General features: G+C 69.5%; 11 protein-coding genes. 4 read left to right on the top strand and 7 right to left on the bottom strand.

Annotated elements, in window-relative coordinates:
• Nucleotides 1–10: 10 nt before the first annotated feature.
• Nucleotides 11–3,148 (bottom strand): DUF3427 domain-containing protein, encoded by a 3,138-nt coding sequence (locus OG524_RS13450; protein WP_405810357.1) that lies wholly within the window; start codon nt 3,146–3,148, stop codon nt 11–13.
• Nucleotides 3,149–3,354: 206 nt separating this feature from the next.
• Nucleotides 3,355–4,278: a TetR/AcrR family transcriptional regulator C-terminal domain-containing protein gene (locus OG524_RS13445; RefSeq protein ID WP_405810355.1), complete on the bottom strand. Its 924-nt coding sequence runs from the start codon at nt 4,276–4,278 to the stop codon at nt 3,355–3,357.
• A 114-nt stretch (nt 4,279–4,392) separates the two neighbouring features.
• On the opposite strand from OG524_RS13445, the gene OG524_RS13440 reads away from it, so the two are divergent.
• Entirely contained in the window at nt 4,393–5,958 is a 1,566-nt protein-coding gene (locus tag OG524_RS13440; protein ID WP_405390593.1) for an MFS transporter, read from the top strand.
• 63 nt (nt 5,959–6,021) lie between these two features.
• Here the strand turns inward: OG524_RS13440 and OG524_RS13435 are convergent, their stop codons facing one another.
• The 5 genes from OG524_RS13435 to OG524_RS13415 all read right to left on the bottom strand — a co-directional run bounded on the left by OG524_RS13435 (nt 6,022) and on the right by OG524_RS13415 (nt 10,614).
• Complete coding sequence (locus tag OG524_RS13435) at nt 6,022–6,564, bottom strand: SMI1/KNR4 family protein (RefSeq protein ID WP_405390594.1); 543 nt, start codon at nt 6,562–6,564, stop codon at nt 6,022–6,024.
• A 9-nt stretch (nt 6,565–6,573) separates the two neighbouring features.
• Nucleotides 6,574–7,530: a hypothetical protein gene (locus OG524_RS13430; RefSeq protein ID WP_405810353.1), complete on the bottom strand. Its 957-nt coding sequence runs from the start codon at nt 7,528–7,530 to the stop codon at nt 6,574–6,576.
• A gap of 92 nt (nt 7,531–7,622) precedes the next feature.
• Nucleotides 7,623–7,823 (bottom strand): DUF4287 domain-containing protein, encoded by a 201-nt coding sequence (locus OG524_RS13425; protein WP_405390596.1) that lies wholly within the window; start codon nt 7,821–7,823, stop codon nt 7,623–7,625.
• Nucleotides 7,824–8,025: 202 nt separating this feature from the next.
• Nucleotides 8,026–9,033 (bottom strand): SEC-C metal-binding domain-containing protein, encoded by a 1,008-nt coding sequence (locus tag OG524_RS13420; protein ID WP_405810350.1) that lies wholly within the window; start codon nt 9,031–9,033, stop codon nt 8,026–8,028.
• 171 nt (nt 9,034–9,204) lie between these two features.
• On the bottom strand, nt 9,205–10,614 hold the full coding sequence (locus OG524_RS13415; RefSeq protein ID WP_405810348.1) for an MFS transporter: 1,410 nt from the start codon (nt 10,612–10,614) through the stop codon (nt 9,205–9,207).
• 150 nt (nt 10,615–10,764) lie between these two features.
• Between OG524_RS13415 and OG524_RS13410 the strand changes: the two genes are divergently transcribed.
• The 3 genes from OG524_RS13410 to OG524_RS13400 all read left to right on the top strand — a co-directional run bounded on the left by OG524_RS13410 (nt 10,765) and on the right by OG524_RS13400 (nt 12,553).
• Nucleotides 10,765–11,295 (top strand): winged helix-turn-helix transcriptional regulator, encoded by a 531-nt coding sequence (locus OG524_RS13410; RefSeq protein ID WP_405390599.1) that lies wholly within the window; start codon nt 10,765–10,767, stop codon nt 11,293–11,295.
• A 57-nt stretch (nt 11,296–11,352) separates the two neighbouring features.
• A complete protein-coding gene (locus OG524_RS13405) occupies nt 11,353–11,694 on the top strand; it encodes a DUF6412 domain-containing protein (protein WP_405390600.1) in 342 nt (113 codons plus the stop codon).
• An 88-nt stretch (nt 11,695–11,782) separates the two neighbouring features.
• Nucleotides 11,783–12,553, top strand: coding sequence for a YidC/Oxa1 family membrane protein insertase (locus OG524_RS13400; RefSeq protein WP_405390601.1), 771 nt, complete (start codon nt 11,783–11,785; stop codon nt 12,551–12,553).
• Nucleotides 12,554–12,585 lie beyond the last annotated feature (32 nt).

Genomic DNA, 12,585 nt, shown 5'->3' with positions numbered 1-12,585 from the left:
AGTGTAAGGGCTAGGCGCTGGCTACGGTTGAATATGTCCAAACGTCAGCCGGCATTTGATGCTCGAGTTTCCAAGTGATGCCCATCGGCTTGCTTCCCTTGTGGCTGACATAGTTGGCTGGGCCAAGCAGCACCCATGGTTGAGGTCCGCCGATGTCTGTCTTCTTGTATCGTCGAACGAACAGCAGTACCTTGGTTCCCTTTTCGATGTGTGTCTGGTAGCGGATGCCAGTTGCCGAAGCTTCTGAGGTTGAGTTTTGGGATTCCCAATGAAATAGGGAGTCGTTGAGAGCGTAGTCCTTGTATCGGGTCTCCGGGGAGAAGTCCCGCTCGTCTTTCTCTAGCGTGACGAAGAGTGCGTCGGTCTCGATGCCAGGGCACCAGCGCACGCCTTCCTGGAAGTGCCCAGGCATGAAGCCTCCAACTGTCGACAGGCCGAGTGCTGGAAGGATCTCGGAGCGGCTGTACGAGGCGTGGACTGACAGAGGAAGGCTGGCATGCGCACCGAGGAGGGGGATAGGGACATGGTCCGCTTGATTGAGGACATGGGCGAGAACTTGGCGGAGTTCGTCACGGAAGACTCGCTGGGTGCGAAGGGTGTCGAAGCCATCCTGATAGCTGGCAAACCCTCCGCCCAGTGGCCAGAGCGAGAAGAAGAACATGCGGGCAAAAGCCTGGTCCTTCTCGGAGAGTTCGCCGTAGGAAGGAGCGTCATCGGCCAGGAGTTGGCTGTACACGGCGAGGCGTAGCGGGTCATCGACGTGGAGGAATGCCGAGACGCGCTTGAGGAGCGCCGCCTCACCGTCTGGTCCCGTTGCACCGAGGAGCTTGGCGCGACGGAGTAGCCCCGTCCAGGAGTTTCCGTTGCCTCGGTACAGCTCCCTGAGCTCCCGAGCACTCTCCCTGAGGTAGTCGGCAAGGAGAGGTTCGGCGTAGGAAGCTACCTCGCGGGCTAGCTGCGTGACGTTGACCCCGATTTGGTTGCGAATGTTGTCCATGATCAAGGTCTTGGCCTTGGCTTCGAGGATGATCTGGCAGCCAGATGGCAACTGCGGAAATCCTTGCTCGATGCTCGCCAGTAGACGATTACGCGTCTGGTTGGTAAGAGCGCGGAATTGCTCCTCGAAACGGAACTCCTTGCGGTGCTGTCCGATGAAGTCGAGAACTGTGAGCACCGCTTTTTCCTCAGTGCGGCGGAGCCCGCGTCCCAATTGCTGTAGAAAAACGGTGGCGCTGGAAGTAGGACGCAGAAGGAACAACGTGTCGACGTCTGGGATGTCCAGGCCTTCGTTGAACAGATCTACGGAGAAGATCACTTGCAGCGTGCCTGCTCGCAGCTCATCGAGGGCGGCCTTGCGCTCGTGACGTGGTGTCTCTCCAGAGAGAGCCAGCGCGTTGAGGCCGGCGCGGCGGAAGAAATCTGCCATGAAATGGGCATGGGCCACGGAGACGCAGAAACCCAACGCTCGCATGGAACCTGGGTCCGTAATCTTTTCCTTCACTGCCTGAATCACAAGCCTGGCGCGCGCGTCGTTCCCGGTGAATAGATTGCTGAGAGCCGTCGAGTCGTAGGCTCCACGTTTCCAAACGACCGCAGTCATATCGGTGTTGTCAGTGATGCCGAAGTAGTGGAATGGGCTGAGGAGGTCGTTTTCTAGGGCCTCCCAGAGTCTCATCTCAGCAGCGATCCGACCGTCGAAGAACTCGTCCTGGATGTTCTGACCATCCATACGCTCGGGAGTAGCGGTGAGGCCGAGGAGTTCCTGTGGCTTGAAGTGATCGAGGATCTTTCGGTAAGTAGGCGATGTGCCATGGTGAAACTCATCGATCACGATGACGTCGAAGTGATCGGGAGTGAACCGTTCTAGTGAACGTCCGTTGAGTGACTGGACGCTAGCGAAGACATGGGTCCAGTTTTCGGGAATCTCGCCAGAGAAGAAGAGCTCGCCAAAATTCGCGTCGACGAGGACGTTCTGGTAGACGCGGAGGGACTGTTCAAGGATCTCCTTGCGGTGAGCGACAAAGAGAAGACGTGGATCACGGCCGAGGCTCTGACGAAGGCGCTTGAAGTCCAGAGCGGCCATGACGGTCTTGCCGGTTCCTGTCGCGGCGACCAGCAGGTTGCGATGTCGGTCGTGCACGGTGCGTTCGACTTCGAGACGCTCAAGCATGTCCCGCTGATGTGGATACGGACGGACCTCCAGGCCGGAGAGGGTGATGCTTGTGCGGGCTAGCTGGTTCGTGCCGCCCGCGTGTGACAGCGCCTCGTCTAGTCGGTGGGCGTCGACGTCGGGGTTGTATGACTCGAAGGCCTGGTCACTCCAGTACGCGTCGAACGTAGCCTCGAACTTGCGTAGGACGGACGGCGTCGCAACGGATGACAGCCGTACATTCCATTCCAACCCGTCAAGGAGTGCAGCTTTGGACAGGTTCGAGCTGCCTACGTACGCCGTGTCGAATCCACTGTCTCGCCTGAAGAGCCATGCCTTGGCGTGGAGCCGGGTGGAGCGGAGTTCATAGTTGACCTTCACCTCTGCCCCAAAGTCGCGGACGAGCCGGTCCAAGGCGCGACGTTCTGTGGCACCGATGTACGTCGTTGTCAGCACCCTGATGGGTACGCCACGAGTGCGCGCGGAGGTTAGTGCCTGCTCGAGAACGCGGAGCCCATGCCACTTCACGAATGCGCAGAGAAGGTCAACACGATCGGCAGTGGCTAGCTCGGCTCGGAGCTCGAAGCCGAGACTGGGGTCCTCGGGCGAGTTGGTGATCAGTGCCGTGTCGGAGAGCGGGGTCGCCGGACGGATGGCGTACACGCCCGGAGCTTCCTGTTCAGCAACGGCGAGGAGTTGTCGTGGGCCCTCAGTGACGAGATCGACCCACTGTGTCGCGCCTTCAATGGTGTTGAGGGACTCCAGGATGTGGTTGGCGGCGAGCACTTGCTCCGCGGGCGACAACCCTTGAAGTACCTTCCGCACAGTGTTTCCGATGTGGCGCGAGAGCACATGTGGCGCAGATTCCGAGCCAACAAGGGCATCAACGGAGCGCCAGCCCGTGGCGTCGAACTGCTTCATTCGCTCTTCGAGTCGACGTGTGATGAGCGTTTCGTACAGCCCTACAACTGGCGCCGCATCTGAAAAGTCGCTGGGCATGGCCGAGTCCCCTCATCTCGTCACGAACTACGTATGCAGTTGTATCAAGAGGGGCTGACAGGACGAGCCATGGCGTCTATCGCATCGTTGGGAACGCGGTCCGCCTGGCCGGCGGTGACCGTGCCGAGGATGCGGCCTTGGTCTCCCAATGACGATGGCGCCGAGCTACGCCACCGGCCCCCGGTCACCCGCCCCGCCCCGCCGCGTCAGCCCCCCTCCGCCCGTACCCCCACCCCCGCCACCAGCACCGCCACCCCGTCCAGCACCCGGGCCAGTCCGAACTCGAAGAGGGTGCCCAGCTCCAGTTCGAAGCCGTCCTCGTCGAAGAGCGTGGACAGCACCGGGTAGGCCGTGGGCGTCTGGATCGCGTCCATGCGGGGCTCGATCGCCGTCATCCACTCGTCCGCCGTCATGCCGCTGTCCTGCCGTGCCTGGGTCTCCAGCTCCACGGCCATCGCGATGCCCTGGGCGTAACCGAGCACCGTGAGGTGGATGTGCAGCATCTGCTCCGGGGTGAGGCCGAGGCCGGTCAGGGCGCTCAGGACCCGCTCGGTGTACCGCATCGCGTTCGGGGAGGCCATCGGGCGGGTGAGGCCCGCCATGGCCCGGGCCAGCCAGGGGTGTCGCTCGTACTGCTTCCACAGCCAGCGTGCCTCCCGCTCCAGCAGCGGGCGCCAGCCCGTCGGCCGCGGGCCGCGCGGGCCGCTGCCGAACACCGCTTCCGACATCAGCCGGACGAGCTCACCCTTGTTCGGGACATGGCGGTAGAGCGCCATGGTGGAGGTGCCGAACTCCGTCGCGATCCGCCGCATCGAGAGTGCGGCCAGGCCCTCCGCGTCCACGAGCGCGATCGCCGTACGGATGACGCGTTCGCGGCTGAGCTGCGGGCCGTGCGTCGTGGCGCGCTCCCGGCCGCTCTCCGCGACCACGGTGCCGACGCCGGGCACCGCCCGCACCAGCCCTTCCTGGTTCAGTACGCCGAGGGCCTTCGTCGCGGTGGCCATCGCGACGCCCCACTCCTGCGTGATCCGGCGGGTGGAGGGGACCGGATCGCCCGGCGCGAGCTCGCGCGAGGCGATACGGCGGCGGATCTCCCCGGCGATGCGGAGGTAGGGCGGTTCGGCGGTCATGGCATCACCGTACTAGTGCACCTGCGCCGCCAGAACCCGCTTCAGCAAGTGATTTCGGCGGGTGCACTAGGCAGCTGTTTGCGGTGTACGTGGCGGCCCGGTTCCGTACCGGTCATGGAGAACACACCCGGTCCCCGCGCGGGCCGCAAGGAATGGACCGCCCTCGGCGTCCTGATGCTGCCGCTGCTCCTCGTCTCGATGGACGTGTCCGTCCTCTACTTCGCGATCCCGTACATCAGCGAGGATCTGGAGCCCAGCGCCACACAGCAGTTGTGGATCCTGGACATGTACGGCTTCGTGCTCGCCGGCCTGCTCATCGTCATGGGCGCCCTCGGCGACCGGATCGGGCGGCGCACGCTGGTCCTGGCGGGAGCCGCCGTCTTCGGTGCGGCCTCGGTGGCGGCGGCGTACGCGCACTCCGCCGAACTGCTCATCGGCGTACGTGCGTTGCTGGGACTCGGCGGGGCCGCGCTGATGCCCTCGACCCTCGCCCTGATCCGCAGTCTCTTCCACGACGCCAAGCAGCGCGGGAAGGCGGTGACCCTCTGGACGGGCGTCATGACCACGGGGATCTCGCTGGGGCCCGTCGTCAGCGGACTGCTGCTCGAACACTTCTGGTGGGGCTCGGTGTTCCTCATCAACCTGCCCGCCATGGTGCTGCTCCTCGTGCTGGTGCCCGTCCTGGTGCCCGAGACCGCGCACACGGTCCGTGGCCGCTTCGACCTGATCGGCGCCGTGCTCTCGCTCGGCGCCCTCCTCGCGGTCGTCCACGGCATCAAGGAGTGGGCCCGGCACGGCTACGAACCTTTGCCGGCGCTCTGCATCGCCGCCGGGCTGGTGCTCGGCCTCGTCTTCGTACGCCGCCAGAGGCGCGTCGACCACCCGCTGATCGACCTCGGCCTGCTCGGACGGCGGGCCTTCGGCGGGCCGGTGCTCGCCAATCTGCTCGCGATGTTCGCCACCGTCGGCATGGCCGTCTTCTTCACCCAGTACCTGCAGTCCGTGCTCGGCCAGAGCCCGCTCACCGCGGCGCTGTGGAGCCTCGTACCGGCCGCCGGTGTCGCCCTCATGGCGCCGACCGGGGCCGCGCTCGCCCAGCGGATCGACCGGGCGTACGTGATGGGCGGCGGATTCCTCGTCGCCGCCTGCGGATTCCTCTGGCTTTCGCAGCTGCGCACCGACTCGCCCCTGTGGTTCGTCCTCCTCGGCGGAGCCGTCTACGCGGGCGGACTGGTCGCCGCCATGACCCTCGCCAACGAACTCGCCCTGGGCGCCGCCCCGCCGGAGCGTGCCGGATCGGCGGCGGCCGTGCTGGAGTCGGGCCAGGAGCTGGGCGGAGCCCTGGGCATGGCGATCCTCGGCTCGATCGGCGCCGCGGTCTACAGCCGGGACATGGCCGACGCCCTGCCTGCCGGATTGCCGCAGGCCGACGCGGTACGCGAAACCCTGGGCGGCGCGGCAGCGGTCGCGGTCGGACTGCCGGCCGCGACGGCGGACACCGTGCTCTCGGCCGCGCGTGACGCCTTCACCCACGGGCTGGGCATCGCGGCGGTCGGCGCGGCCGTGGTCATGGCCGGAGCCGGTCTCCTCTCCGTCGGCTTCCTGCGAGGTGCGGCCGGGCGGACCCCCGCCGCACCGGCGGCCCCGGACCCCAGCCGTCCGACGGCATCAGCACGCTGAGCCGGCGTGCCCGCCCGCGGACTCACCGGCATCAGCACGCTGATCCGGCGTAGGCCCGCGGACTCACCGGCACAGCTTCTCGAGGTCCTCGTCGAACGTCGGGAACTCCGCCTGCGCCTCCGCGATGATCTCCCGGGCCGGCCGGCGCGGGGTCGTCGCGTGGCGGGCGGCGATTTCGGCCAGGGCGGGCAGGGCGGTGTCGGGGTATGACGTGTCGTCCTCCAGCACGACGACCTCGCACGGGCCGAGGCCGTCGGCCAGGACCCACAGGAAGTCGGAGAGGCTGCCCGCCACCACGCCGTTCTGCCCCTCCGAGCCCATGAACACCACCGGCTGGTCGACGAGCGGCAGTCCGGGGCGGGCGAGCCACAGGGCGGCGAGGCCGCCCGTGCCGTCCTGGCCGAAGACGCGGTAGGCGGAGCCGTCGAGCTCGTGGTTACCGGTCCAGTGGCGGAACCAGTCGGTGGTCGTCCCGGCGGAGGCGAAGGCCTCGTACGGCTCGAAGTCGATGCTGTGGTCGTCCTCGTAGGGGAACTCCGTCCGGGCCACCTCGGTCAGCGCGGGCGGGAAGCGGCGGTCGTCGTCGGTGCCGGTCGTCTCGGTCATGTGCGCAGACTAGGCGCGGCCACCGACATCGCCGGGCGACGGGGTCCGGCTCCTACGGCTCGACGGGCCGTGGGGGAAGGCCGGTACGTACAGCCGCAGCTCCGCGGCGACCTGCCGGCAGCTGTCCACGAAGTCCCGGGCCGCCTCGGGCGTGACCGACTCCGGCCGGTGCACAGCGATGTCACGCAGCCGGCGGAGTCCGGACAGCACCTCGTCGATGCGCCTCGGCATGCCCACCACGGTGAGGCCGTCCAGCAACCGCGGGATGTCGTGGGCGCCGAATCTGCTCCGGTCCACCGGGACGCCGTATTGCCTCAGGATGCCCGCACCGAGGTGTCCGAGCGTGGTCCACGCGGTGATCACGGCTCCGACGGGGGAGGCGGATGCCATGGCCGTGGCATCCGTGAACAGTTCCTCCGGCAGGACGTGTTCCTCGCGGCCGCGGGGCAGCATGCGCATCGACCCACGACGCTCGTCGCCCGCGACCGCCCACGGACTCGGAGCCCCCCGGGTTGCGGACGGGGGCCCGTCCCCGTACACCCAGCGGGGCGTCGGCGGCCCGGGGTCGGGCTGCGGCTGCCCGGAGCCCGGCTCCCCGCCCGGCGGGAACTCCGGCGGCGGGGGTACGTCCGTGTCCGTCACCGGTGCGGGGTCCGGCTCCGGCAGTGGTACGTGGACGGGTTCGGGGAGCGAGGCCGGGACCGGTTCCGGCAGCGGTGCGGGATCAGGCGGGGCGAGACCCGCCCCGTCCGGCCGACGCGACCGAGGGTCCGTCAGCCGCTGTGCCTCGTCCAGGAGTTCGCGGGCCTGCTGGGCGAACTCCAGGCTTCCCGCCGGTGTTTCGAGCCGTGTCAGGCGCCCGATGGCTTCCTTGATGTGCGCGCGAAGGCCCCAGGCCAGCGCCACGGTGACCAGCGGCCAGACGAGGGCCTCGACGTACTTCAGCACCAGCTCCGCGATCTCCACGGGTCCACCTTGGCGTGGATCACTCCCGCGCCCCGGCCGGTGCCGGAATCGTGACGGACACGAGACAGGCGGTCGTCCTTGACCCCGACGCCCTACTCGGCGAGCGTGTGCGCGACCAGGGCGTTGGCGTGGCCGTGCCCCAGGCCGTGTTCCGTCTTGAGCCAGGAGACCAGCTCCATGTGCTTGGTCAGGGGCGAGGCGCGGATGAGGTCCTTCCACTCCGCGATCGGGCGGCCGTGCTTCTTCTCGATCGACGGGAAGTAGCTCGCGGGGCCCTTTACCGGTTCGGCCATGTCGTCGCGTCCTGTCTGTTGTCGTTCGTCATCACCGGACGGCTGTCAGGTCAGGTCGAGCCCTGTTGCGCTTATGACTGCGGGCGCTCCCGAAAGTGAACGGCGATGCGCGTCCGATCCGCCCCCGCCGGATTCTCCGGTCAGACGGGGCGGATCGGGCGGGGCGGACAGGCTGGTGCGGGCCGGGGCTCCGGGCAGCCCCCTACGCGCCCCCGTGGCACTCCCGGTACGCGCGCCCCGAGCCGCACCAGCACGCCGCACTGCGCGCCGGCGGCCACGGGACGGCACGGCCGCGGGCCGCCAGGGTGGTGGCGTACTGGGGGAGCAGGTCCGGGTCCGAGGGGGACGCGGCCTCCGACGCGGCGAACGCCTCGTAGGAGGGGACCGTGCCCGTGACGATGCCCAGATTCGGGGTGCCCGTGGCGTGCAGGTCCCGCAACGCCGCCTCCAGGCGCGCCAGATGGTCCGCGTGGCCGGTGTACTCCTGATTCAACTCCGGGTACGCGGTGAGGAGTTCGCGCAGCTCACCCTCGGGCCAGTGCAGCACCGCCACCGGGAACGGGCGGGACAACGCCGTACGGTACGTGCCCAGTTCGGCGCGCAGGCGCGTGATCTCCGCCTGCAACTCGCCCGGATCCGACGAGCCCAGCGACCACAGACGCTTCGGGTCGTGCAGCTCGTCGAGGGGGACGGCGGCCGTGTGCAGGGTGTCGGCGAGCTCGTCCCACGCGTCGTGGCCGACGCCGAGAAGCCTGCGCACCCGGTGCCGTCCGATCAGCAACGACTGGGTGGCGTACGGGACTTCCTCGCCCGGTGTCAGGAGGAGTGTCAGAGCCGTCGAGAAGAAGTCGTGGGCCGACTCCAGCTCGTCATGGCCTTCCAGGGTCTCCGCGGCGATCTCCCACGGGGCTGCGTCGAGCGGGGCCGCGGCGCGGAGGCCGTCGATGATCGCACGGGCCTCCGCCTCGTGGCCGTACTCCCAGAGATTGGCCGCTTTGAGCGCTTTGACCAGGTGCGGGTTCTCGACGGTCTTTTCGGGGGATCCGAGCAGTTCGTCGTAGAGCGTGGTGGCGCGGGCGCGGTCTCCGGCGAGCTCCAGATGGGCCGCGGCCTGGAGGAACAGCGGTTCATGGTCCTCGGGATACTGCGCCGCGGTGCGCAGCAGGCGCTCGGCTTCGGTGGTGTGGTCGGCAGGCGTGTCGGGGCGCATGAAACACACCGTACTGCGGCACGGGGGCGAGGTGAGAGAGCGCGGGGTGGAGCGGTGGTGGAGGCCACAGGACCGTCGGGAGAACGGCCCGCACCCGCACGGGGCGGGTGGGGCCGGAGCTCCGCACGGGGGAGGCCGGAGCTCCGTGGGGACAGTGCGGCGGGCTCCCGGTCAGCGCTCCCGCAGGAACAGGACGCCCACCGTGGCCGCCAGGGCCAGCCCCACCGACACCAGCACCGCCGCGTCCGCGCCCGACGGCGTCGTCGCCACCGCGATGGTGACGGCGACACCGGCCGAGGAGCCGAGGTAGCGGGCCGTGTTGTTCGCGCCCGAACCCATGGCGGCGCGCTCCGGGGGTACGGACTCGACCGCGAGGCGCGGCAGCGCCGCGTTGAGCAGGCCGCTGCCGATACCGGCGACGATCAGTGCCGGCACCAGGCGCAGCCACACCGACACGCTCGCGCCCCCGGAGTCGCCGGTGAGCGTGCCCAGCAGCGGGAGCACCGCCAGCCCGTGCAGCAGGAATCCGGCCGCCAGCTGGTGGCGGGCCGCAACCCGGCCCGCCAGCCGGCGCGACTGGAGGGCCGTGACGAACGACGTACCGGACCAGAGCAGGAACAGCCACGCCGAGTCGAGCGCGGAGAAGGAGAGCGCGTGCTGGAGCAGCGTCGGCAGATAGCTGAACAGGCCGATGACCGCGAGCCCCGTGAACAGCCCGCCCGCCGCCGACACGAGGAACGCGCGGCTGCGGAACAGCGCAAGGTCGATCAGCGGCGCCGCCGCCCGGCGCTCCACCGCGGCGAACACCGCGGACAGGGCGAGCGCCGCCAGCAGCAACAGGCCCACGGGTGCGCGCAGCAAGCCCTCGCGGCCCAGCGTCAGGGCGGTCAGCAGCGCGGTCATCGCCAGGCCGAGCACGGCGGCGCCCGCCAGGTCCGGGCGCCCGGCCCGGGGTGCCCGGGACTCGGTGAGCACCCGGAAGGCGAAGCCGGCCGTGACGAGGGCGCCGAGCCCCAGGGCGACGTACGTCAGCCGCCAGTCGACGGTGCCGAGCGAGCTCGCGAGCAGCGGGCCGAGCGCGATCCCGGCACTCACGAACGCCCCCCACACGCCCATCGCCCTGACCCGCGCGTGACCGGCCGGGTACGCGCCGACCAGCAGGCCGAGGCTGGTGGCCAGGATCGCCGCACTCGCCGTGCCCTGGCCGACCCGGGCGAGGGTGAAGCCGAGCGTGGAGGTGGCGAGCGCGCCGAGTGTGGTGGTGACGCCGAGGCCCAGGGTGCCTATGAGGAAGAGCCTGCGGCGGCCGAAGTCGTCGGCGAGGCTGCCCGCCACCAGAAGGAGGACGGCGAGGCCCAGCGGGGTGCCGTTGAGCAGCCAGGCCTGGGCAGCGGCCGGGGTGCCGAGCGAGGCGGAGATGTCGGGGAGCGTCGTCATCGGCGCGGTGTAGTTCATCAGCGCGACGGTCGTGGCGGCGCTGGTCACGGCGAGGGTCGCGCCGGGGCGGTGCGCGCGGCCGGTCGGGCCGGGTGGTGTGCGCAGGGAAGGCGCGGCTCCGGTCCGTGCGGACTGCTGGGTCATGACGTCACTCCGGGGCTCGACCCGGTCCGGGTTCCGGACCCGGGTCCGGCCTCGGGCTCCGCACGGCGGGTTCGGTGAATGAACTCACTGGACGCGGCAACGCTAGCATGGTCAGTTCATTCAATGAACCTAGTCGGGTAAAGTGGTCGCATGGCTCTCGGCAAGGACTACGCGAACCAGCAGTGTTCGATCGCCCGCGCACTTGAGGTGATCGGCGAGCGCTGGACCCTGCTGGTGGTGCGCGACGCCTTCTTCGGGGTGCGCCGGTACAACGACTTCCTCGGCCACCTCGGCATCCCGCGCGCCGTGCTGGCCGCCCGGCTGCAGGCCCTCACCGAGGCCGGGGTGCTGGCCAGGCGCCGCTACCAGGACGCGCCCCCGCGCGACGAGTACGTCCTCACCGACAGCGGCAAGGCCCTCTGGCCCACCCTGCGCTCGCTCGGCCTCTGGGGCCGCGAACGCGTTCCCGGCGCCCTGCCCGTGCGGATCTTCATCCACGCCCCGTGCGGTACCGAACTGGGCGCCTACGGCGAGTGCCCGGCCTGCGGGATCGGCGTACCGCCCGAGGACGTGGAGGTGCGGCCCGGCCCCGGACTGGACCCCGACCCGGCCGATCCGGTCGCCCGGGCGCTGCTCGCCCCCCATCGACTCCTCCAGCCGCTGGAGACCGATCGTGTATAACGGCTGAAGGACATATCGCAGGCGCGTACGCGCCGCACACCACGAAGGGGGGCACCGATGAGCGGCACGGACCGTGTACGCCGCGGAGTCTCCCAGCTGCTCCGGCCCGTGCTCCGCCCCGCCGCGTTCCTCGTCCTGTTCCTCACCGAGGTCCTGCTCGCCGAGGGCGGCAGCCTCTCCGCCGCCGTAGCCCTCGCCGCCACCGCGGCCGCCGGATCGGCGCTCCTCGTCTGCTCCGTCATCAGCGCCCGCTGCGCGGCCCCCGTGCCCCGCACCAGGGTGCGGACCGCCATGCGCGACCGCGAGAAGCGCACCGCGTTCCTGCCCCAGCGCGACCCCGACGCCAAGGGCCGCACCAGGCCCCGAGCGCCCGGATCCGTCCTCCTGACGGCCGCGTAGGGACCAGCACCTCTTCGTACTCCCCGCGCGGGTCGTCCTGCCGAGTTCCACTCATCCCGGCACGACGAGACCCCCGGAGGGCTCACCCATGTCCGCTTTCATGTCCGCCTTCGCGAGCCTGGTCGGCTCGCTGGCCGATCTGCTCCAGCCGTTCTTCCAGACCGCGTCCACGGCCGCCGCGATCGTCCTGTTCACCGCCCTCGTACGGCTCGCCGTGCACCCCCTGTCGCGGGCTGCGGCACGCGGGCAGAAGGCCCGCACCAAGCTCCAGCCGCAGATCGCCGAGCTGCGCAGGAAGCACGGCAAGAACCCCGAGCGGATGCAGAAGGCGCTCATGGAGCTGCACGCGAAGGAGAAGGTCTCGCCGCTCTCCGGGTGCCTGCCCAGCCTGCTCCAGATGCCGGCCTTCTTCCTGCTCTACCACCTGTTCTCCAGCCAGAGGATCGGCGGCGAACCCAACTCGCTGCTCGGCCACGAGCTGTTCTCGGCCCCGCTCGGCGAGCGCTGGCACGACGCGCTGGCCGACGGCGGGCCGTTCGGCGCGCAGGGCCTGGTCTACCTGGGGCTCTTCGTGATCGTCGCCGCCGTCGCCACGTTCAACTACGGCCGCACGAAGCGTCAGATGGCGGCGAACCCGGTGACCCCGGCCACCGGCCCGGACGGACAGCCGGTGCCCGGCATGGGGGCGATGACGAAGGTCATGCCGCTGATGTCCTTCCTCACGCTCTTCTCCGTGGCCTTCGTGCCGCTGGCCGCGGCGCTGTACATCGTCACCAGCACCACCTGGACCGCGATCGAGCGGGCCTACCTCTACCGGGACACCCCGGCCACGGACGCCGCCCTGGCGCCCGCACTCTGAAGGTGTGGCGCATGGGAGGGCCCGGCCCCGCC

This window comes from Streptomyces sp. NBC_01520 (assembly GCF_045040375.1).
Lineage (GTDB): Bacteria > Actinomycetota > Actinomycetes > Streptomycetales > Streptomycetaceae > Streptomyces.
This window is presented reverse-complemented; position numbering and strand designations above follow the sequence as displayed.